Source organism: Providencia sp. AGC89 (genome assembly GCF_053543535.1).
In genome coordinates this window covers 24,839-47,021 of sequence record NZ_JBIXLP010000066.1, presented here as the reverse complement: position 1 = coordinate 47,021, position 22,183 = coordinate 24,839, and the positions used below count along the sequence as shown (strand labels likewise).

General features: G+C 41.0%; 21 protein-coding genes. 7 read left to right on the top strand and 14 right to left on the bottom strand.

Annotated elements, in window-relative coordinates; genetic code table 11:
• Positions 1-11: 11 nt before the first annotated feature.
• Entirely contained in the window at positions 12-950 is a 939-nt protein-coding gene (gene paaA / locus ACIPUA_RS12940) for a 1,2-phenylacetyl-CoA epoxidase subunit PaaA (protein ID WP_042843391.1), read from the bottom strand.
• 323 nt (positions 951-1,273) lie between these two features.
• On the opposite strand from paaA, the gene paaZ reads away from it, so the two are divergent.
• Positions 1,274-3,340, top strand: coding sequence for a phenylacetic acid degradation bifunctional protein PaaZ (gene paaZ / locus ACIPUA_RS12935; protein WP_048605481.1), 2,067 nt, complete (start codon positions 1,274-1,276; stop codon positions 3,338-3,340).
• A gap of 100 nt (positions 3,341-3,440) precedes the next feature.
• Entirely contained in the window at positions 3,441-4,202 is a 762-nt protein-coding gene (locus ACIPUA_RS12930; protein ID WP_048605480.1) for a class I SAM-dependent methyltransferase, read from the top strand.
• Positions 4,203-4,206: 4 nt separating this feature from the next.
• Here ACIPUA_RS12930 and ACIPUA_RS12925 read toward each other — a convergent pair whose 3' ends face one another.
• From ACIPUA_RS12925 to proP, 3 genes are all read right to left on the bottom strand, one after another.
• Positions 4,207-4,518 carry a monooxygenase gene (locus ACIPUA_RS12925; RefSeq protein ID WP_042847792.1) on the bottom strand — a complete coding sequence of 104 codons (312 nt, stop codon included), beginning with the start codon at positions 4,516-4,518 and terminating at the stop codon, positions 4,207-4,209.
• A gap of 79 nt (positions 4,519-4,597) precedes the next feature.
• Positions 4,598-6,040 carry a deoxyribodipyrimidine photo-lyase gene (phrB, locus tag ACIPUA_RS12920; RefSeq protein WP_449059758.1) on the bottom strand — a complete coding sequence of 481 codons (1,443 nt, stop codon included), beginning with the start codon at positions 6,038-6,040 and terminating at the stop codon, positions 4,598-4,600.
• A 78-nt stretch (positions 6,041-6,118) separates the two neighbouring features.
• The gene (gene proP, locus ACIPUA_RS12915; RefSeq protein WP_129466929.1) at positions 6,119-7,621 is read right to left on the bottom strand and encodes a glycine betaine/L-proline transporter ProP; all 1,503 of its coding nucleotides are present in this window, start codon (positions 7,619-7,621) and stop codon (positions 6,119-6,121) included.
• Between the two features lie 485 nt (positions 7,622-8,106).
• On the opposite strand from proP, the gene ACIPUA_RS12910 reads away from it, so the two are divergent.
• Positions 8,107-8,697 (top strand): hypothetical protein, encoded by a 591-nt coding sequence (locus ACIPUA_RS12910; protein WP_449059757.1) that lies wholly within the window; start codon positions 8,107-8,109, stop codon positions 8,695-8,697.
• A 388-nt stretch (positions 8,698-9,085) separates the two neighbouring features.
• A complete protein-coding gene (gene poxB, locus ACIPUA_RS12905) occupies positions 9,086-10,810 on the top strand; it encodes a ubiquinone-dependent pyruvate dehydrogenase (RefSeq protein WP_042847788.1) in 1,725 nt (574 codons plus the stop codon).
• 166 nt (positions 10,811-10,976) lie between these two features.
• Here the strand turns inward: poxB and ACIPUA_RS12900 are convergent, their stop codons facing one another.
• The 3 genes from ACIPUA_RS12900 to ACIPUA_RS12890 form a co-directional block, all read right to left on the bottom strand.
• The gene (locus tag ACIPUA_RS12900) at positions 10,977-11,933 is read right to left on the bottom strand and encodes a leucine-rich repeat domain-containing protein (protein ID WP_048605478.1); all 957 of its coding nucleotides are present in this window, start codon (positions 11,931-11,933) and stop codon (positions 10,977-10,979) included.
• A 133-nt stretch (positions 11,934-12,066) separates the two neighbouring features.
• Positions 12,067-12,462 (bottom strand): hypothetical protein, encoded by a 396-nt coding sequence (locus ACIPUA_RS12895; protein WP_449059756.1) that lies wholly within the window; start codon positions 12,460-12,462, stop codon positions 12,067-12,069.
• A gap of 94 nt (positions 12,463-12,556) precedes the next feature.
• Positions 12,557-13,456: a DNA-3-methyladenine glycosylase family protein gene (locus ACIPUA_RS12890; RefSeq protein ID WP_042847786.1), complete on the bottom strand. Its 900-nt coding sequence runs from the start codon at positions 13,454-13,456 to the stop codon at positions 12,557-12,559.
• A gap of 150 nt (positions 13,457-13,606) precedes the next feature.
• On the opposite strand from ACIPUA_RS12890, the gene ACIPUA_RS12885 reads away from it, so the two are divergent.
• Genes ACIPUA_RS12885 through ACIPUA_RS12875 form a run of 3 tightly spaced genes read left to right on the top strand, consistent with a single transcriptional unit; the run spans position 13,607 to position 15,050 of the window.
• Positions 13,607-14,119 carry a DUF2569 domain-containing protein gene (locus tag ACIPUA_RS12885; RefSeq protein ID WP_048605477.1) on the top strand — a complete coding sequence of 171 codons (513 nt, stop codon included), beginning with the start codon at positions 13,607-13,609 and terminating at the stop codon, positions 14,117-14,119.
• A 41-nt stretch (positions 14,120-14,160) separates the two neighbouring features.
• Positions 14,161-14,514: a DUF488 domain-containing protein gene (locus ACIPUA_RS12880; protein ID WP_042847782.1), complete on the top strand. Its 354-nt coding sequence runs from the start codon at positions 14,161-14,163 to the stop codon at positions 14,512-14,514.
• An 11-nt stretch (positions 14,515-14,525) separates the two neighbouring features.
• Positions 14,526-15,050 (top strand): DUF2569 family protein, encoded by a 525-nt coding sequence (locus ACIPUA_RS12875; RefSeq protein WP_080750921.1) that lies wholly within the window; start codon positions 14,526-14,528, stop codon positions 15,048-15,050.
• Between the two features lie 35 nt (positions 15,051-15,085).
• On the opposite strand, the gene ACIPUA_RS12870 is transcribed toward ACIPUA_RS12875, so the two are convergent.
• The 7 genes from ACIPUA_RS12870 to nfuA all read right to left on the bottom strand — a co-directional run bounded on the left by ACIPUA_RS12870 (position 15,086) and on the right by nfuA (position 22,145).
• Positions 15,086-16,657 carry an ATP-binding cassette domain-containing protein gene (locus tag ACIPUA_RS12870; RefSeq protein WP_449059755.1) on the bottom strand — a complete coding sequence of 524 codons (1,572 nt, stop codon included), beginning with the start codon at positions 16,655-16,657 and terminating at the stop codon, positions 15,086-15,088.
• A 308-nt stretch (positions 16,658-16,965) separates the two neighbouring features.
• Complete coding sequence (locus ACIPUA_RS12865) at positions 16,966-17,223, bottom strand: hypothetical protein (RefSeq protein ID WP_232370506.1); 258 nt, start codon at positions 17,221-17,223, stop codon at positions 16,966-16,968.
• A gap of 481 nt (positions 17,224-17,704) precedes the next feature.
• A complete protein-coding gene (glpD, locus tag ACIPUA_RS12860; protein ID WP_449059754.1) occupies positions 17,705-19,210 on the bottom strand; it encodes a glycerol-3-phosphate dehydrogenase in 1,506 nt (501 codons plus the stop codon).
• A 295-nt stretch (positions 19,211-19,505) separates the two neighbouring features.
• A complete protein-coding gene (locus tag ACIPUA_RS12855; protein ID WP_004262881.1) occupies positions 19,506-20,264 on the bottom strand; it encodes a DeoR/GlpR family transcriptional regulator in 759 nt (252 codons plus the stop codon).
• 28 nt (positions 20,265-20,292) lie between these two features.
• A complete protein-coding gene (gene glpG, locus ACIPUA_RS12850; protein ID WP_042847773.1) occupies positions 20,293-21,138 on the bottom strand; it encodes a rhomboid family intramembrane serine protease GlpG in 846 nt (281 codons plus the stop codon).
• Between the two features lie 16 nt (positions 21,139-21,154).
• Positions 21,155-21,478, bottom strand: a complete 324-nt coding sequence (glpE, locus tag ACIPUA_RS12845) for a thiosulfate sulfurtransferase GlpE (RefSeq protein WP_042847772.1) — start codon at positions 21,476-21,478, stop codon at positions 21,155-21,157.
• 88 nt (positions 21,479-21,566) lie between these two features.
• On the bottom strand, positions 21,567-22,145 hold the full coding sequence (gene nfuA, locus ACIPUA_RS12840; RefSeq protein ID WP_042847770.1) for a Fe-S biogenesis protein NfuA: 579 nt from the start codon (positions 22,143-22,145) through the stop codon (positions 21,567-21,569).
• Between the last annotated feature and the right edge of the window lie 38 nt (positions 22,146-22,183).

The following is a 22,183-nucleotide window of genomic DNA, read 5'->3' as shown; positions in this document are numbered from 1 at the left end:
GGTTAAATGAGTTAAGCGGCAGATTTAACGGCTTTTTGTTTGCGACTATGTGCCATTGCGCCTTCACGTACCCAAGCACCGTCTTCCCATCCTTTGCGTTTCGCACCAACACGTTCGTGATTACAAATGCCATTACCTTTAATGACTTGATAAAATTCTTCCCAGTCAATTTCGCCAAATCGGTAGTGACCAAGTTCTTCATCCCAAACCAAATCAGGGTCAGGAATAGTCATGCCGAGTGCTTCAACCTGCGGAACTGTGTTATCCACAAATTTTTGGCGTAATTCATCATTACTGAAGCGCTTGATTTTCCAAGCCATACTTTGTGCGCTATGCGGTGAGTCTGAATCATTTGGGCCAAACATGGTCAGTACAGGCCACCAAAAGCGGTTTATTGCATCTTGCAGCATTGCTTTTTGTTCTTCACTTCCTTGTGCAAGCGCCATAACTGCTTCATAACCTTGACGTTGATGGAAACTTTCTTCTTTACAGATTTTCACCATGGCGCGTGCATATGGCCCATATGATGCGCGGCACAGAGCCACTTGGTTCACAATGGCTGCCCCATCGACTAACCAACCAATTACACCAATGTCAGCCCAGCTTAATGTGGGGTAATTGAAAATGGAGGAATACTTCATTTTTTCATCAAGTAGTTTTTGGTAAATGTCTTGGCGAGAGCAACCGAGGGTTTCTGCTGCGCTATACAGATATAGACCATGCCCTGCTTCATCTTGAATTTTGGCCAGTAAGATAGCTTTGCGGCGCAGTGTTGGTGCGCGTGTTAACCAATTTGCTTCCGGTAACATGCCAATCACTTCCGAATGGGCATGTTGGCCTATTTGGCGGATAAGGTTCTGCCGATAAGCATCGGGCATCCAGTCCTTGGGCTCGATGGAAATATCGGCTTCGATTTTGGCTTCGAAGTTAGCCTGATTTTGCTCGCTCATTGATTTTTCCATTAAGTGATTCGAAAATTAAATGTAATTTTTGAATGGTGAATCATATTTATTTAACATTAATGCTAGAAATGGTTAACAAAAAGGTCAATGTTTATTAACCTGCTTTTGCGATGTGCTTCACAATTAATAATAATTAAATCAATATAAACAGCTGGTTACATTCGATATGTTTTATGTGGTTTTAATATGAAAGATGGTTTTTATACGGAAATGTTTTTAATTTGTTAAATTTAAATTGGCATCTATGCTTATATTTATGATACATATTTGCAATCAAATATTATTTAGTGTTTTTATTTCTGGAGAGGAATATGTCACATTTAACAAGTTATATTATGGGGAAGTGGGTACAAGGTGAGGGGGAAGGGCGGAAAATTTACCATGCTCTGACGAATGAAACCTTATATACGGTAACGACCGAGGGGCTGCCATTAGCGGATAGCTTAGAATATGGTCGAAAAGTGGGTGGTGAAACCTTGTCTGCACTCACATTTCAGCAACGTGGTCAAATGCTCAAATCATTGGCGAAGTACCTGCTAGAACATAAAGCACACCTCTATGCTATTTCAGCACAAACCGGGGCGACGAAAGCGGATAGTTGGGTTGATATTGAAGGGGGGATTGCCACTTTATTCTCCTATTCAGGGTTAGCAAACCGTGAATTACCAGATGATACTATTTGGCCAGAAGATGAAATGATCCCGCTATCGAAACAAGGGCAATTTATTGGTCGTCATATTTTGACATCTCGTCGTGGGGTTGCTTTGCATATCAATGCGTTTAATTTCCCTTGCTGGGGGATGCTGGAAAAGCTGGCTCCAACGTGGTTGGCTGGTATGCCTGCGATTATCAAGCCTGCAACAGCATCCGCGCAGGTGACTCAAGCGATGGTGAAGCTAATGGTTGAGAGTGGTCTGGTTCCCGAAGGGGCGATCCAGTTGGTTTGTGGTGGTGTGGGTAATATGTTTGACTACCTTGATTTTGAAGATGTCGTGACATTTACCGGTTCTGCGGCGACAGGGCAGAAGCTAAAATCACATCCCACAATTATTGCGAAATCGGTTCCATTCACCATGGAGGCAGACTCACTAAACTGCGCGGTATTAGGGAATGACGTACATCCGGAACAACCTGAATTTGCTTTATTTATTAAGGAAGTAGTTCGTGAAATGACGGCAAAAGCAGGGCAGAAATGCACCGCTATTCGTCGGGTTATTGTGCCCAAAAATCAGCTTGAAAATGTCAAGCAAGCGCTACTTAAGCGTTTATCGAGCACGACGATGGGTGACCCTGCGGTTGAAGGGGTTCGTATGGGGGCATTGATTAACTTAGAACAGCGCCAAGATGTGCAAGACAAAGTCGACTATTTGCGTCAAAACGGCTGTGAAGTTTTGTGTGGTGGGCAGTTTAATCAACTGGATATTATGGGGGGAGACCCCAAGAATGGGGCATTTTATCCACCAACTTTACTCTATTGTGCGGAACCTTTTAAACACCATGCGGTACATGAAACCGAGGCTTTTGGGCCAGTCGCAACCTTAATGTGCTATGACAATGATGATATTCAGCAGGCTGTACAATTAGCCATTTTAGGGGGAGGAAGCTTAGCGGGGACATTAGTGACCGCAGACCCGCAAGTAGCTCAATCGGTAATCCGTATGAGCGCAAGGGCTCACGGGCGGATGCTGATTTTAAATGAAGCTTCAGCGTTGGAGTCAACAGGGCATGGTTCTCCACTCCCCTTATTGGTACATGGTGGGCCTGGGCGTGCGGGTGGTGGTGAGGAGCTTGGCGGGCTTCGGGCAGTGAAACACTATATGCAGCGTACAGCCATTCAGGGCAGCCCATCGATGTTAACTTCTATTACAAAACAATGGGTTAGGGGCGCAGATACCGTTACTGACGTAGTGCATCCATTCCGCAAACACTTTGAGGACCTCGTGATTGGCGATACGCTGCTAACAGCAAGACGCACAGTGACAGAAGCGGATATTACTCATTTTGCTTGCCTGAGTGGTGACCATTTCTATGTACACGTCGACAAAATTGGTGCGGCACAATCCTTATTTGGTGAACGCATCGCTCATGGGTATTTTGTTGTTTCGGCTGCGGCAGGGTTATTTGTAGATGCGGGTGTTGGGCCTGTCATCGCTAATTATGGAATGGAAAACCTACGTTTTATTGAACCTGTTAAAATTGGTGATACGATCCAAGTTCGCCTAACATGCAAGAAAAAGATTAAAAAAGCGCAAAAACTTGCTGAAGATACACCAAATGGCGTGGTTGAATGGGATGTGCAAGTCTTTAATCAGGACAACACAGTGGTGGCGTTATACAGTATTTTAACCTTAGTGGAACGACGGGAAGGGGATTTTTAGTCATTACTTGTTGCCAAACTATTGGTTGAATAAATAGGTGCTTTTTCAATCATTTTCTGCTTTTATTGAGTTATTGTTAATTTGACCTAGGGAAAGTGAAATGAAAACGCACCACCAAGCGGTTTACCAACAATTTGACGAGCAGGCTAATTCGTATTTAACCAGCCAAGTTCATGCGCAGGGTGAAGACTTACAGATTTTACAGCAATTGCTGCAAGCGAGTCAGCAGGCACATGTGCTTGACCTAGGTTGTGGTGCGGGTCATGCCAGCTTTCATGCGGCTCAGTTAGTAAAGTCAGTGGTTGCCTATGACTTATCGGATTCGATGCTCAATGTGGTCGCTAAAAATGCACAGGAACGCGGGCTCAACAATATTACGACATGCAAAGGGACTGCGGAGTCATTACCATTTGAAGATAATTCGTTTGATATGGTGATTAGCCGTTATTCAGCGCACCATTGGCATGACGTAGAAAAAGCGCTGCGTGAGGTGCATCGTGTTTTACAGCCTGCAGGAAAAGGCATTTTTATTGATGTTGTTTCTCCGGGGCACCCGTTGTTAGACATTTATCTGCAAACGGTTGAAGTTCTCCGTGATACTTCACATATTCGAGATTATTCGGCGGGTGAATGGTCTGGTATGCTAAATAACGCAGGGTTGTTCGTCAGTGGGGTCAAAAGTTTTCGTTTGCCGCTGGAGTTTACCAGTTGGGTTGAGCGGATGCGAACTCCAGAGCTTTTGGTTAATGCGATCCGTCAATATCAAAAAACATTAAGTCATGAGGTAAAAAGCCATTTTGCGGTTCAGGAAGATGGCTCATTTACCTCAGATGTGATGCTATTCGAATTTCAGCGCCAGTAAATAATTACTCGCTTATAAACTGTGCTTGGTTCAATTGGCTAAGCGCAGTATTTACTGCAAAAATTTCACCACGAACTTCAGGAATACCAAATGATTTCAAGCGTGCGCTGTGTTTTTGTAGGTAAGCTTTGGCATCAGCCTCAGAAGTAAACAGATAAACCCCACCGGCTTGTTGGGTTTGCTGGTTTTCTGTCCAAATTTTCCATACAAAGCCAGGTTCTTGGTTAATCGAATTGGCTAATTCATCCATTGCTATGGTCATTTCTGCGCCCCAAGGCCCTTGGTAGGGGAAATCAACTTGTAAGATAACGTTCATATATACTCCTTATTGTTAGCGCCGTATGATATCCCCTAACGCAAATAATAACTTTGCGATTTATCGTATTTTAAACAGCCTACTGTTTTAGACTATTACGTTTCCCTGCTTCAAAAGCTTCTAAAGTGGCTAAACGGGCTTGCTTATGGTCAACAATCGGTTCTGGGTAATCGAGTGGTGTATTGTTAATTAGAGACCATTCATGGGGGGTATGAATATATTTATCGGGTATGTTATTTAGCTCTGGTAGCCAGTAGCGTATAAATTTCCCTTGGGCATCGAACTTTTTCCCTTGGGTTGTTGGGTTGAAAATACGAAACCACGGGCAAGCGTCGACCCCCGTTGATGCAGACCACTGCCAACCACCATTATTTGCGGCTAGGCTGCCATCAATCAGTTGGCTGATGAAATATTTTTCACCTTTGCGCCAGTCGATAAGCAAATCCTTTACTAAGAAGCTTGCGACAATCATACGCAAGCGATTATGCATCCAACCAGTTTCATTAAGTTGTCGCATGGCGGCGTCAACAATAGGATAACCTGTTTTTCCGGTTTTCCATGCGTCGAAATCAGTTGATGAATTATTCCAATGAATATGTTGAGTCCATTGAATAAATGGCTGATAGCGACAAAGATGTGGAAATGCGACGAGTAAATGGCTATAAAATTCACGCCAGAACAATTCATTTAACCAAGTGAATGCACCGCTATCAGGGTAATCTAAAACATCTGGGTTTTCTGCTTGTAACCGGTTAAAACACTGCCGAGGTGACAGTACACCAATGGCAAGATATGGCGATAATTGGCTGGTCCCGTGAATAGAAGGGATATCTCTATCTTGCTGGTAGCGTGTGACGTGTTGAGTACAGAACTGCCTTAGCTGTTTTAAGGCGGCTTGTTCACCAATAGGGAATTGCTGGGAAACCGCTATGTGCTCATGTGGGAATAAAGGGGCGGTTTCTTTGATATTTAAAGAGTCGGCTCTTTTGTTTGGTACACGCAATGAACGGCAGTCTGTGGCGGTTAATTGGGTGAGAAAGGCACGACGAAAAGGGGTATACACTTGGTACATTTCCCCCTTTTGGTTGGTCACAGAACCCGGCGGCAATAACAAAAAATCATCAAAAGCATGAATATGCATTCCATGAGCATTTTTTACCAGCCAGTCATCCCTTTGTTTTTCATTCCATTCATATTGGCGATTAAAGAACAAGGCATCAGCTTGCTGAGTTTTAGCATAGTTTAATACCCACTCGGCCGCATCCATAAAATTCGTCACCGTTTGGCAAACTAATGGGATACCTAATTTGGCAAGAGAACGTTGTAATTCAATGAGATGCTGGTGGATAAACGAAATTTGCCTTGGCGATACATCGTGTTGTTGCCATTGTTCCGGCGTGGCGGTGAAAAGGGCGATAACATTGGCTTGGGGGTCCGCACAAGCAGAGGATAGTGCTTTGTTATCAGTGACCCGTAAATCATTGCGGAACCAGATAAGATGACAAACTTGTTTGGCTGCCATCGCCTCCCTCCTTGGGATATTCAGTTTTATTCGTTGTGTTTAAAAAGCAGAAGGGCCATATTTCAGGCCCTACAGTGTTTAATCTAATTTAGGGTGCTGGTTGATTAAAGATTGGCGTTTTTTCTCAAGCTCAGCAATTTCTTGATCAATATCTTCAACTCTTTGCTCAATATTGTCAAAGTGCTCACTTAAAATTTCTTTTGCTTCTGCTTTATCTGATGCCGCAGGTGTTGCCCCTCGCAATGGTTTATTGGCTGTTTCTGGCATTCTAATACCGGTGTATAAGCCAATTAGTGCGATTACAATCAGGTAATAAGCAGGCATATACAAGTCGGTAGTTGATTCAACTAACCAAGCCGCAACGGTTGGAGTGGCACCCGCAATTAACACGGAAATATTAAATGCGATGGCAAGGGCACTGTAACGAATATGCGTTGGGAAAATCGCCGGTAAAATTGATGCCATAACCCCAGTAAAACAGTTCAGTAAAACAGCTAGAATTAATAAGCCAAGGAAAATTAAGCCAACTGAACCGCTATTTATTAACATAAACGCTGGATAGGCTAAAAGAATTAACCCTACGCTACCAGTGATAACAAATGGGCGGCGGCCAATTTTATCACTGGTTAAACCGATAATCGGTTGAACAAATAGCATACCAATCATAATTGCAATGATGATGAGTACACCATGGTCAGTCGAGTAATTTAAGTTATGTGATAAATAACTTGGCATGTAGGTAAGCAACATATAATAAGTTACATTAGTTGCTATCACTAATCCAACACAAATAAGTAAGCTTTTCCAATACTTAGATGCAACTTCACGCACGGAGACTTTTGGTGGATCTTGAATATTAGCTTTATCTTGTTGCTCTAATGATTCGATATGTTGTTGGAATGCAGGCGTTTCCTCAAGGGAATGGCGCAGATAAAGGCCGATGATCCCTAATGGTAATGCTAAGAAGAATGGAATTCTCCACCCCCAATCATGGAAGTTAGCCTCACCAACGATACTGGAAATAAGCACCACAACACCGGCACCCAATACGAAACCAGCAATAGAACCGAAATCTAACCAGCTTCCCATAAACCCACGTTTACGGTCGGGTGAATATTCAGCAACAAATATAGCGGCCCCGGAGTATTCGCCACCCACAGAGAAACCTTGAGCTAATTTAGCAATTAATAGCAGTATGGGTGCCCAGATACCAATCGTTTCATAAGCGGGAATTAAACCAATACAGAAGGTACTTACAGCCATAATAATAATGGTCATTGAAAGCACTTTCTGACGACCGTATTTGTCGCCAAGTATCCCGAATACGACCCCACCTAAAGGCCTAACTAAGAAAGGTACTGAGAAAGTCGCTAATGCTGCAATCATCTGAACGCTCGGTGATGCGTCCGGAAAGAAAACCTGACCTAAGACATAGGCTAAGAAGCCGTAAACACCAAAGTCAAACCATTCCATCGCATTACCCAGCGAAGCGGCGGTAATTGCTTTTTTAAGTTTCCCGTCATCAATTATTGTAATATCACTAATATTTAACGGTTTTTCTTTTTTCTTCTTGAATTTCATGAAACCATCCTCTTATTTGAATGTGAACAACCAAAACAACTGCATTTAAGATGTGGGTTTTCATATCTGAATAAAATGCAAAACCTTATTATTTAGAATAGTCGTTGTTTAAGTAATAGATAAGTTTTTAATATTTTAATGTAGCGCTGAATAACAGGCCTAAAGCAGGGAATTTGTGGGTAGAGTAATGAGAGAGTTTGTTCTGTAAATACAGCAAGAAGATCACCTTAAGTTATAAAATCCGAGGGTAATATTACATTAATATCGCTTAAATGTAAAATATAGGTATTTTATGCTAGTTACTAAGGGGAAGCTAAGCGCTAATTTCATAAAGTGTATTTTATGATTGTTACTGTTGTATTGTCATAGTTTACTGGCTAAATAGCCTCTTGGTGATACTATTAAAACCATATTAATCAATGTGTTGTATTTTAAAATAAGAAAAGCCGTCTATGATAAATATTAGTGCATCATAGGAGGGCATCATGAATTGTACAATAAGAATTTCAGCAATTAATATCTATCGACCATTCTTGATAAGTAAAAATAATTGCACTGTAGAGGAATGCCTGAGTGCAAGAAGAGACAATCAGAGACGGATAAATCTTCATTCAAAGAAATCTCACATTATGTTTTCATCAAATAAAAACGCGTTAACGATGTTAATTAATGCGGCAAAACCAATTATCAAGGATGATGATATTGATGTTCTTATCCTTGCCTCTACAATGATTAAGCCTTTTTCATCGACTCAAGCAACTGTCATTCATAATAAATTGAATATTAAAAATAATTGTTTATGTATTGATGTGAATACATATCGCTTAGAAATACAAGGAGTTATTGAGCAAGCGATAATGCTAATTAAGTCAAAATCCGCTTATCGTAAAGCGCTTGTTGTTTTTTCTGACCACCTTTCATCACCTGTAAACTCCAATAAATTATTAGGTTCAAAATTATTCAGAAATACAGCTATAGCTACAGCTATTATTTTAGAAAAAATAGAGGGTCGTTTAAGCGTAAGCCTAGCGGATAAATGGCACTATTTTGATCAGAATCATTATTTTCACGGGTAAGTTTCGGTGGCTAATATTAAATAATTGAATCATTATTTTATTGTTGATAGTCATATATAGATGGGTAGCAAAAAAGCAAATAAGACTCTCTAAGAATTATTTATTTGAAAGTGTATTGTAACCCTTCGCTAATTAATTTGTGCTGTCAGTACCTTCTTCTTTTGATAATAACGGTGGATTATGTTGTTCTTTTTTATAATCAGCTAGACAAGTAGGAATGCAGAATTGACTTAGTTACAATCAATTAAATAGTCAGTCATTTGTATGCTTAGTTATAAACGAGAGTGGCAGAATATAAAGAAGGATTTTGTTGCTTACCTCAATAATATGCAGTTTATTTTAGGAAAAAATATGCTGTGTATAACATGCGATTTAAAAGAGTGCCAATATGAAAAAACAGAGTGTTGCATCCTATATTGCAAAAGTACTTGATAATGCAGGTGTTAAACGTATTTGGGGCGTTACTGGAGACTCATTGAATGGCTTAACCGATAGCTTACGCCGTCAAGGTGCTATCGAATGGTTAGGAACCCGCCATGAAGAGGTTGCTGCTTTTGCCGCTGGGGCAGAGGCCCAGTTGACAGGAAACTTGGCAGTGTGTGCAGGTTCCTGTGGACCAGGTAACATGCACCTTATCAATGGGTTGTATGACTGTCATCGTAATCGAGTGCCAGTATTGGCGATTGCAGCGCATATTCCATCAAGTGAAATCGGCAGTAATTATTTCCAAGAAACGCATCCTACAGAACTGTTCCGCGAATGTAGCCACTACTGTGAAATGGTGTCTAATCCAGAACAAATTCCACAGGTTTTAGGGATTGCCCTGCGTAAAGCGATTTTGAATAAAGGGGTGTCTGTTGTTGTGATACCCGGTGATGTAGCATTAAAAGATGCACCTGAAACCGCAAAAGAAACATGGTATCAGCCTCAAGCTCCGTTAATCATGCCTCAGCGTAGTGAAATTGAAAAATTAGCTCAGGTACTTAATCAATCTAAGAATGTGACCCTGTTTTGTGGGAATGGTTGCGCGGGTGCTCATGATGAAGTGGTTAAGTTAGCTGAAACACTGAAAGCTCCTGTTGTACATGCTTTACGAGGTAAAGAACATATTGAATGGAATAACCCGTATAGCGTTGGTATGACTGGGTTAATTGGCTTTTCATCAGGTTACCACGCCATGATGAATGCGGATACTGTTGTATTATTAGGAACTCAATTCCCTTACCGTCCTTTCTACCCCAATGAAGCAAAAATCATTCAAATTGATATTAATGCAGGTAGCTTAGGGTCACACTGCCATATTGATATGGGGTTAATTGGTGATATTAAAGCGACACTTGATGCGTTACAGCCTCATTTACAGACCAAGCAGGAAACAAAACACCTCGACGGTGCTTTAAAACATTATGCAGAGGCACGTAAAGGGTTGGATGACCTTGCTAAACCGGGGCATGAGGGGTTGATCCACCCACAATATTTGGCAACAAAAATCAGTGAGCTTGCTGCGGAAGATGCTATTTTCACTTGTGATGTTGGCACTCCAACCGTTTGGGCTGCGCGTTATTTGAAAATGAATGGCAAGCGTCGTCTTATCGGCTCATTTAACCATGGTTCAATGGCGAATGCGATGCCACAGGCTATTGGTGCACAGGCGGTTGATAAGAAACGCCAAGTCGTTGCGATGTGTGGCGATGGTGGTTTTAGTATGTTAATGGGGGACTTTATTTCCCTTTCACAAATGCAACTGCCAGTGAAGATTATTATCCATAATAATGGGGTGCTTGGGTTTGTCGCGATGGAGATGAAGGTTGCAGGTTTCTTAACCGCAGGGACTGATCTACATAACCCTAATTTTGCCGCTATTGCCAATGCTGCCGGTATCAAAGGGATCCGTGTTGAAAAAAGCGAAGACCTAGAGGGAGCCTTGAAAGACGCATTTGCTCATGATGGTCCGGTGGTAGTTGATGTACTGACTGCTAAGCAGGAACTGTCAATGCCGCCAGAAATTGAAGCTCAAGAAGCAAAAGGTTTTAGTTTGTATATGTTAAAAGCGATTATGACTGGTCGTGGTGACGAAGTTGTACAATTAGTGAAAACTAACTGGTTACGTTAAAACGTTATTGTTAGTCATCAGAAGCCCAATTCGCCTGAGTTGGGCTTCTGTGTTTGTGGCACCGTGACTGTTTACGAGTCAGTCAGAGTAACGTGGCTTTAGGATTAAATTTCCCCTTCAGATATCGACTTTATGGCTCAGCAAATCTGTTGTTTCTGGTACTGCGTTATAAATCAGAATCTAAACCAGCAGGAATGATAGGGCTGTTAACTAATGGGTTATGGGATGCATACAGTTCCCTTAGGGTAGGGGGTAGATAGGGAAGCTGAGTAAACTGGTTATGAGAAATATCTAAGGTTATTAGCGGTGTTTGGCTTGTTTGTAGGTAAGTCAGCTGATTATTCGATACGTTTAAATCAGATAAAGCGTATGGCAGCATTGGCATGTTGGTTAATTGATTATTATTGGCCTGTAAGCTAACCATATAAAGTGGAAGTCTTGGTAAGTTGGTTAGCTGGTTATTAGCGATATTTAATCGTTCTAAATCTTCAGGAAGACTCGACAAACTCGTTAGCTGGTTATGAGAAAGATTTAATGTTATTAGTGAGTCTGAAAATATGGGCAGGGAGGTTAACTGATTATTAGCCACATTAAGCGAACGCAAATTAGGTGGTAGAAAAGTGGGTAAACTACTAATATTCTGGTTTGATAAATCAATATTATCGCTATTTTGCGCAAAACATCGTTGTATTATATCGGCAGCCTCATTTCGGTTCTCTCCTATCGGCGCGTTATTTACCCAGTTATTTAAAGCAAAATTAAGATGTTCAGCATGATAATCGCGTTCAATTAATGGTATATCCATGCACATGGAACCATTTTGACGAAAAGTATCTATGGTGCAGGTAACGGTATTTGTTCCTGAATAATAGCCAGTTCTAAAATTACTTTGGGTACTGGGTGAAGCTAATGATTGTAATGTCAAAAAAATTGCTAGTTGCTCATTCGGTTGTAACCTAGCATTCGAAAAAAGATTATTAAAGTGTTCATTTGCTCGTTCATGAGTTTCTGGTGGAAAACATTCTTCTATCGCTTGCCATAGAGTATTTAATTGGAATGTACCTATATGATTGTTAATACTATTAATTTGGTTGTTATTATGACCAATGCTAAAATTATTCAATGTTACCCCCTTATAAATACTGGTTATTTCTGGGCGATATAAATATAAAGTTATAAGAAATCAAATCAGGGGATGCCCTTAAATTTAAAGCGGTATGGCCTTCCAAGAAAAATATTTAATAAGTGAAAAGGAATTACCTTCTTGCTGTAAAGTCTGCCAAACTCCCCAAATATTCAGGTTCACTTAATGGTATGAGGACAGACTCAGCTAGACCATGAGTGGCGTTTATTATAGTGCACTCAGCGGCCTCCATTCCCCTTACATATTCTGTCGTAAAATTGTTTTGATGCCCTTGTGAAGCTAATGATTTTAATGTCAAAAAGCTTTCAAGTTGCTCAGGCGGTGTGACTAATAGATCACCATGATAAAAATCATTAAGGCATTCATATGCAAGGGGTTCTAATTTGGGAGAGAACCATTCTCTTATATGGCCCCATATTTCGTCGGCTTCGTTAGGTAGTTCATCGTCAAAAAGCCTGTCACCTTGAACATGATGTAAATGGTTTACACCCATATTGAAATTATCCATAATTATTACCTGATAAAATTTAAGCGATTCAGATAATAAAACATAAGGCCAAAATGAATTAAATCAGGTCATTACCTTAACTTTTAGCTGAGGGTTAATAACCCGCAGCAGATTGACTACGCCACAAATGGGCGGCAACAAGGGCTCGCCAAGGAGAAAACTGTGTTAGCCATTTTTCTGTTTCCTTAGCCGTTGGTGGCTCTTGTTTAGTCAGCAACGTTTGCAAATTACGCCTGACCGCAACATCGCCATGTAAAGAGCCATTTAAGTAATTAAATCCACGAAGGAGTGCATAGCTAACCGTCCAAGGACCAATACCTTTAATTTGTAATAGTTGTTCAGTGATGAAATTTACGTTCTCATGGTTTATTTGCTGTGATAAGTCAATTTGTTGGTTCTCTATTGCGTCACAAAGCGCTCTCAGAGCAACGACTTTACCAATTGAAAACCCTGCTTGGCGAAGGGTATCGTCACTAACTCGAGAAACTTGCAGTACATCCGGAAAACACCAAATTCCTGAGGTATGTTGAAGCCCAACTGCTTGGATAAATCTTCGGCGAATTGCAATTGCGGCATGAACACTGATTTGTTGACCAATAATAGCCCAAACTAAGGCTTCAAAGGCATTAGCTGATTGATAAATTCTTAATCCCTGTTGTTTTTTAATCAGTTTCCCAATTATTGGGTCTGTCATGTATTGCGCTTCAAACTGTTCAACTGGTTGGTTTAATCCTAATAAATGTTTTGCGAGAGAATGAAGCTCAGACTCTTGAGGTATAACGGTTGGCGAGTCAATTTCCAGTGATAGCGTTGCTTGCTGATTTTTAATCATTAAATTTAATTTTGCAGCTTGTTGTTGCCAGATTAATCCTTTGTGCAAGGTATTTCCTTCAACAATTTCTGCGACATTTTGTTGGTCTCTAAGATGAAAGGCGAAGAAATCACTAGAAAGATAATGTGAGGGTAGGGGGAGTTTAACTAAAAATGTTTTCATTATTAAGACCTTATAGGATTTTTCTTTATTCACTATATATTGTGATTAAGCGCATTTAGTTACTCATTTTTTATTAATTAAATATGCTATCTTACTTAAGTCTATTATTTTTGTAATGACATGATGGTTATCTCTAATAAGGACGTGTAGATGAAAATTGAAAATGGGAGTTTACCAGATAGTACTTCGACACCACCGCCAAAACCTACCCCTGAACTAAAAGGGATTGGTGGGTGGCTAATTTTGCCTATGTTAGGGATCGTGCTGTCTCTTATTGTGCTCCCTTTTGTAATTTATAGCCAAAATGCCCAAGTGATCGAATATTGGCATGAACTAACTAACCCACAATCCGATTCATTTATTCCGTTATTTAAAGAGCTGATTTACTTCGAAGTGCTAGGTAACGTTATTTTATATGCTGTCTTACTTTTTCTTTGCTATGTCTTTTTTACTAAGAAAATGTTGACGATTAAAGTGTATATTTTTTTCCAGCTTTTTTCCTTAGCTTTGACCATCACAGATATTCTATTAGCGAGTAGTTTGTTAGGTATAGCGGTGGATGCCTCAGATATTAAGGATATATTCAGAGGTTTAATTGGTTGCGCTATTTGGATACCCTATTTCTTAGTATCAAGACGCGTTAAAAATACGTTTGTGAACTAGTTTGTGTTGTTTCAACGATAATTTATTAAGCAGGAGGCATGATGATTAAGTGTAAAAGAGTCTATGACCCTGTTGCAGATGACGATGGTTACCGGGTACTCGTTGACCGGCTATGGCCAAGGGGGATCAAAAAAACCGACTTACAGCATGATGAATGGAATAAAGATGTCGCACCAACAAATGAATTGCGAAAATGGTTTCATCAACACACTGATCAATTTGTACAATTTACCGAGCACTACCTGCAAGAATTAAACCATACAACGGCATGGCAGCCGTTAGTTTCACAAGCAAAGCAGGGGAGTTTAACGTTATTATACAGTGCAAAAGACACGCAACATAATCAGGCTATTATACTCAAAGCATTTATTGAACAAAAAATGCAAAACTCATAAAGGTTATCGGAATGGATACGCACCAATCAACCACTCAAATAGGGCAGCCAATAGTACAAGGTGTTTCTCAGACGGTTGCGAAAAAACCACTACAAGGGGTCAGTGGATGGTTGATTTTACCCGTTATAGGGTTATTTTACATGTTATACAAAACGGTCATGATGTTATTGTTAGATATTGCACAAGTAAAAACCGTTTGGCCATTAGCGACACAAGCTGATTCTGACTTTTACGTTGCTGGTTTTTCGACAGGGTTTTACCTGTTACAAACAGGCTATGGGGTTTTGATAGCCTTATTTCTGTGGACATTTATTGCTGCAGCAAAATGGAAAAAAAGCGCGAAATGGTTATTTATCATTACTATGCTACTGTATACCGTGATGATTATTGTGGCTCGCTTTGTTTTCCCCTATACATTCGGTATTGAAGTTAATTATTCGAATGTGATTACAGCGATTAATGGGAGTTTCTACTGCGCCTTATGGGTCCCCTATTTTTTGGTGTCTAGCCGAGTAAAAAACACCTTTATTCGTTAAAAATTGGCCACCGTGGGTTATGGTGGCCAATAGTGTTAATCATCAGAGAGATTTAACGTGTTGGTGATATTGCACCGTTCAATGAATGCTTCATCATGAGAAACCAGTAATAAACTACCTTGATAATCGTTGAGTAAGTCCTCAAGTAACTGTTTTGAGTCCAAGTCCAGATGGTTATCGGGTTCATCAAGTAACAAAATAGCTGGCGGGTTAGGGCTATGAGTGAGCGCTAACAAGGTGGCTTTCAATTGTTCACCGCCACTAAGTTGTGTTAGTGGCTGTAATGATTTCTCCCCTCGAATGCGTAGCATACCAAGCTGTGTGCGCCATTGTTCAACGGAGAATAATGGTTGGTATTGATGAAGTGCTTCCCCAACCGGCAAGGATTTATCCAGTAAACTCAAATGCTGATCTAAATAACACACTGTGCCACTTAAACGATATTCTCCTGAGACCGCCGGAAGATACCCCATTAATACCTTGAGTAAAGTGGATTTCCCGCAACCATTGTTGCCCTGAATATGCCAGTGTTCTCCACTGTATATAGTGAATGAAAGTAGTGATGAATGGCCATAAGGTAACATTAATTCAGAAGCGAAAACGGTTACTTTTCTTCCCTCACTTTGGTAGTTAATCGCCATTTTTTGCGGTTTGATATGGCGAATTTTTTCATGGTTTTCTTGTTGCTGATTTTGTAAGTTATCCATGACGCGCTGATGGCGGTCGGCAACTTTTGACTGTCTTTTTTCGGCACGATTTTTCTGCATATCAAGTAGTAACAAGGATTGAGAACCACCATAACGAATCTTCTCTCCTTGTTTTTTACGTTGAGCCGCTTTTTTCAATGTGATCTGTTGTTGTTTTTTCTCTTGATTAATTTGTTTTTCTAAACGTTCGGCTTGTGCATCAATTGCCGCTATTTCGAAGTTTTTCTGAGTGTCGTATAAGTCATAATTCCCTCCATATTCATACAACCCTTTAGCGGTTAGCTCAAAGGTGGCGTCCATCTCCCCGAGCAATGCCCGATTATGCGATATAACTAAGCACCCAGCGGTATGTTCAGATAACTTTTCACTTAGCCATTGTCGACTCTGCGCATCTAAGTGATTATCGGGTTCATCAAGTAATAGAAAACTATTTTTCTGCAAAAAAGCACGGCAAAGGGCGAGACGTGTGCGTTCGCCACCACTTAAAGATGCAATAGGGGTTTCAATGGAAACGGGTAGTCTGGCTGAGTCCAATAGATTTTCCCATTGAGATGGCAAATGCCATTTATCTTCAACCTGTTCGAAATCATCAAAGGTGCCATTTCCTGATTCAATGCGGGCAAATGCATAATAAATCTCAGAGATGCCTAAAGCATCAACCAATGTATCACCCGCTAATCGAGTTAACTGATCGACGTGGAGAAAGGGAATATTCCAGTGCACGTTACCTTGTGTAGGGGGGAGAGTTTGTGCAAGAAGTCGCATTAAAACCGACTTACCAGTGCCATTATTCCCGATTAAGGCGTTTTTTTGACAAGATAAAGTCCCGCTCAGTGGGGGAAATAGGGCGGTTTGGTTAAATTCAATATTAAGTTGTGAAAAGTGACAAGCAACAGTCATATGCACCTCCAAAATTGCGAGGACAGACAACGTTGTTGACTTATCAATAAGCGTCGATGAAAGTGGTTGCCTGCCAGGAACAGAAAAATGAATACCAAATTGGTATTGGAAAATATTTTCTGGCAGTGCTTAATTCATCGTGGGGCGTACCTACTAAGTTGAGTAATTTGGTAAGGTGAATGGGTATTATAAGCTGTTTAGCGATAAAGTGTCCAATTTTGTTGGCGACTTTAGGCGCGTTGATTTCTCACCACTCCCTCTTTCTAGGGGCTAAGATAGAGCCGCAGCGCCTTTACAGAAACCTCATACTACGACCAGTCATTTGAATGCTCTTTTGATAAATGGGGTAAGAGCGATAAGAAAACCTCTATTTTTCTTTCGTTGGTCATATCGACAAAATCATCCATCGCAATTTCCACACTATTGATAACATTATTGCGGATGGCAAACTTATACATCAAATGCCCAGTCCAGCTTCGATGAACATAAACATAACCCTCTTCACTATAAGAGAGCCATTTATCTTCCATACATAAGGGTAGCCAACCATTCAGTATGTTCTTCACCTCGGTTTCTGTCAGTGTGTAGTTTAAATGATGAACTAGTGGTTCGTTTTCAAAGAACTTTAGGTTTTTAAACTTACTTATCATTATATTTAACTATCAATAGATATTTATAAGCACAGATTATCAGATATGGGGTTGAGGTCAAAGTGAACTCACGGTTGCTTACGCACTAAACTAACAGCATGCGTGCGCGTCCCGTAAGATGACGTTAGGCCTAGATGTGACGAGTAAAATTTAAGGGGTATTTTGATTCAATAGGGATATGTACTTTATTAGGATTAGGTTTCAAAAAGCGGATGACATGGCATAAATGAGAGGGAACTAAGGTAGTAAGGTATCATCAAAGTTACCTTGTCAGTGATATAGCGCCAAATTAAAAGGCCTGACCCCTGTTGAACAGTAAAATCAGGCCTTACAAGTCACTTAACTAAAAGCCCCTAATCTAGGGAAACATTGTTTAGCGAGTCATGATATTTTGCCGTTATACAGAAGCATGCTCAGATAGCGAATGCTCTGATAACCACTGTGCAATACGTTGTTTTTCTTCATCATTTAGCCACATACCGAGCTTAGTACGGCGCCAGATAGCATCATCTAATTCAGTTACCCATTCATGTTTAACTAAATAACGTAATTCAGCCTCGTAAACATTGGCACCAAAGGCTTCACCGAGATCACTGAGTGAATTCGCACCTTCAAGGATTAATTTACTGTTGCTACCGTAAGTTCTGGCAAAACGCAGGGCTAAGCCTTCAGGTAGCCATTGATAATGTTGGCGCAGTACACGTGCATAGCCGTCACGGTCGCAACCTTCAATATCCCCGCCAGGTAATTGACCATTTTTAGTCCAAGGGCTACCTGCATTCGGGTAGTAGGTGGCGAGCTTATTGACAGCGGCTTCGGCTAATTTTCGATAAGTCGTTAATTTACCACCAAATACAGACAGTAATGGGGCTTTGCCTTGTTCATCGTGAATATCTAATGTGTAGTCACGAGTGATGGCTTGTGGTGAATCAGATTCGTCATCACATAGTGGACGAACACCTGAGTAATCCCAAACGATATCGCTAACCGTTAGCTGTTTTTTGAAGTGGTCATTATATACTTTCAGTAAATAGTTAACTTCGTTTTCATCGATTTTGACATCTTTCGGATCACCTTTGTATTCCACATCAGTGGTACCAATGATTGAGAATTCATCCATCCAAGGGATCACAAATACAATACGGTTATCTTCGTTTTGTAAAATATATGCCTGTGGTTCGTCGTGTGCACGAGGAACCACAATGTGGCTACCCTTGATTAAACGAATACCGTAGGGTGATTTCAGTTTCAAGCCATCATCGAAGAACTCTTTTACCCAAGGTCCTGTCGCGTTTACTAACCCTTTAGCTTTCCATGTGTGGGTCTCACCAGTACGTAAGTCTTGAGCTTCAACCACCCATAGGCCATTTTCGCGATAAGCACGAGTTACTTTTGTGCGAGTACGAACTTCACCATTCTTACGTACTACTTCTTGAGCGTTTAATACAACTAAACGCGCATCATCAACCCAACAGTCCGAATATTCAAAACCTTTGGTTAATTCAGATTTTAATACGGAGTTTTGGTTGAATTTTAAACTTTTACTGCTTGGTAAACTGACGCGTTTTCCCAAATGGTCATATAGAAATAAACCAATACGGATCATCCAAGCTGGGCGTAAATGGGGTTGGTGAGGTAAACGGAAACGCATTGGAAAAGCAATATGCGGAGCCAAGCGTAGCAGCACTTCACGCTCTGCTAATGCTTCACTTACCAACCTAAATTCGTAATGTTCAAGGTAGCGTAAGCCACCGTGGATCAGTTTTGAACTCGCAGATGAAGTTGCACTCGCTAAGTCTTGAGCTTCGAGCAGTAATACCGATAATCCACGACCCGCAGCGTCTGCTGCAATACCAGCGCCGTTGATCCCGCCGCCGATGACAATCAAGTCTTTAGTTTCCATGCATCCCCCTGAGATGTTCGAAACACTTTCAATAATGTTCGTTTTCGCTCATTTGATTGTAATCAAATTCCATTAGTATGCCAACTAATAATGAAGAAAAAATAACAAGTGCGTGATATTGGTAACAAACTTTTTTCAATACCCACATTTAAAATAATGTTATTTACAAAGGGAAATTTGAGTTTCGAGCGAAAAAGAACAAGGAACGGAGGATATAAAAAATTAAAGCGAGGGGCAGATATTCAGAAGCATGATGGCAGGCTGGTGCGCTGCCATCATGAACATAATGATTTGATTAGCAAAGTTCGAGCTGGACGTTATGTTGCTCAATCACTTTGAGGATGCTATCAGGTGGTTGTTTGTCGGTGAATAGGTAATCGATTAAGTTCATGTTACCGAGATTAACCATCGCATTACGGCCAAACTTAGAGTGGTCGGTGACTAACATGACACAGCGTGAATTCTCAATAATTGCGCGTTTGGTACGAACTTCGTGGTAGTCAAACTCAAGCAAGGAGCCGTCCATATCAATACCACTAATACCAAGAATGCCATAGTCCAACCTAAATTGAGAGATAAAATCCAACGTGGCTTCACCAACAATTCCGCCATCACGGGAACGGACTTCACCTCCCGCTAAAATTAAGCGAAAGTCTTCTTTTGGCATCAATAGAGTAGCAACGTTCAAGTTATTGGTTACTACTCGCAAATTTTTATGATTCACTAACGCATGGGCGACCGCTTCAGGCGTCGTACCAATATCAATAAATAATGTGGCGCCATCAGGGATTTGACTAGCGACATGTTGTGCAATACGCGCTTTTTCATCTGACCACATAATTTTACGGTCGTTATAAGCGGCATTTACGGAACTTGAAGGTAGTGCCGCGCCGCCATGGTGCCGCTGAATTTTATTTTGTTCAGCGAGGTCATTGAGGTCTCGTCGGATGGTTTGAGGGCTAACCTCAAAATGTTCGACAAGTTCTTCAGTACTGACATATCCCTGAAGACGCACAAGTTCAACGATTGCATCATGTCTCTGGGTTTGTTTCACAGCGTTGGCCTCTAATTATTAAAATGTTTTATCTGGAGCTCTGGTGTTTGAAACTTTGCCTATTATCCCATACTCCCATCAATAAGCCGATAATTAACCCTGAAGTATGTGCGGCATTGGCAATATGCATCCCTAAAATATCGAAGTAACCGAAAAAGAGCCAGATAATTGAAAATATCATTAGCCCCCGTGGGATGCTGATACCACTTTCTGGCCGGCGTTCGCCGGTTAACCAAACGTAGCTAACCAAGGCATATACCACACCAGATAAGCCGCCAAAATTATTTTCACTAAATAGTGATTGACCCCAATTACTGAATAAGGCTGAGACCAATAGAATGGTGAAGAGTTTCCCTGTTCCCAGTTTTCGTTCAACTTGCCCAGCAAGGAACCACCATAATGCAAGGTTGAAGCCAATGTGCGATAACGAAAAATGCACCAATGCAGGGCTAAACCAGCGCCAAAGTTCAGATTGTTGGTCGCCAATTGGCCAAGCTAGGTAACGTAAAACTTCACGCGCATCTGTTATTTCTACCCAAAGATATACAATAATCGACAACACAATAACAGCGATAGTTAAAGGGCCTGATTGCTCTTTTAGGTAATTCCATGTGAGGTAATTTCGGTACTGAAATTGGGTATCTGCACTACCGGTATGCCAACTAGCTTCTAGATAGCGGGGGTGGTTAGGGTCTTGTAAAAAGATATCGAGTTCTTTGCGTACTTGAGAAAGATGTTGGTCATCTTCTAACCAAAGTTCAAATAGCGGTTGCTCCTGCGATGGCTGCATTTTTAAATGAATATTTTGGCTTGCCATGTAATCAACAAATGCTTGCGCCATTCTCGGGTTAGCAAAAGAAGTGATGTGGATCATGAATACGTTTTCTCATCTAGAGCGCCGTGACGGCTTGTGGATATTCCCTTAACCAAGCTTCAAACCCGCCATTAATGCTGTAAACAGATTCATAGCCGATGTTGATCAGATATTGTGCAGCACCTTGACTGCTATGCCCGTGGTAACACATGACCATGACGGGTTGTTCATAATCCGTTTGTTCCAAAAACTGACTGAGTGACTCGTTGGTAAGGTGATAAGCCCCACTTGCATGGCCTGCACGGAAGCTTTGTGGATCACGTACATCAACAAGTATAGCAGTGCCTTCTAACCAATGTTGATAGGCTTGCTCGGGTGTTAGTGTCTCGAAATGGTCCATAAAATACCGAATATAGTGGGGAAACCCCCATAAAAGATAAAATTAGGCACCTGTAAGCAGAAAAACAGGTGCCAGACATCAATGGCAATTAGTAGAAAGAGTGCTCGCCACGTTGGTGCTCAGTTAGGTCTTTAACGCCTTTTAACTCACCATCAAACATTTTCAGTAATTCTTTTTCGATACCCTCTTTGAGGGTGACATCGACCATAGAACAACCATTACAACCACCACCAAATTGTAGGATAGCAAAACCATCATCGGTGATTTCCATCAGAGAAACACGGCCGCCATGGCTGGCTAATTGAGGGTTTATTTGTGATTGTAAAACATACTCAACACGCTCAATTAATGGCGCATCATCAGAGACTTTACGCATTTTTGCGTTTGGTGCTTTTAACGTTAGTTGTGAACCCAGTTGGTCAGTGACGAAATCAATTTCAGCATCGTCCAAGAATGGGGCACTAATTTCATCAACATAAGCAGATAATTTTTCGAACTTCAGTTCTTTATCTGTTGCTTCAACGGCACCCGGTGGGCAGTAAGACACACCGCATTCTGCTGTTGGTGTACCTGGGTTGATGACAAATACACGGATTTGGGTTCCTGGCTCTTGATTTTCCAACAACTTGGCAAAATGAGCCTGTGCTGCTTCAGTAATATTAATCATAATCATTTGCTCAATAATAGTTGACTGCTTTAGTTGGT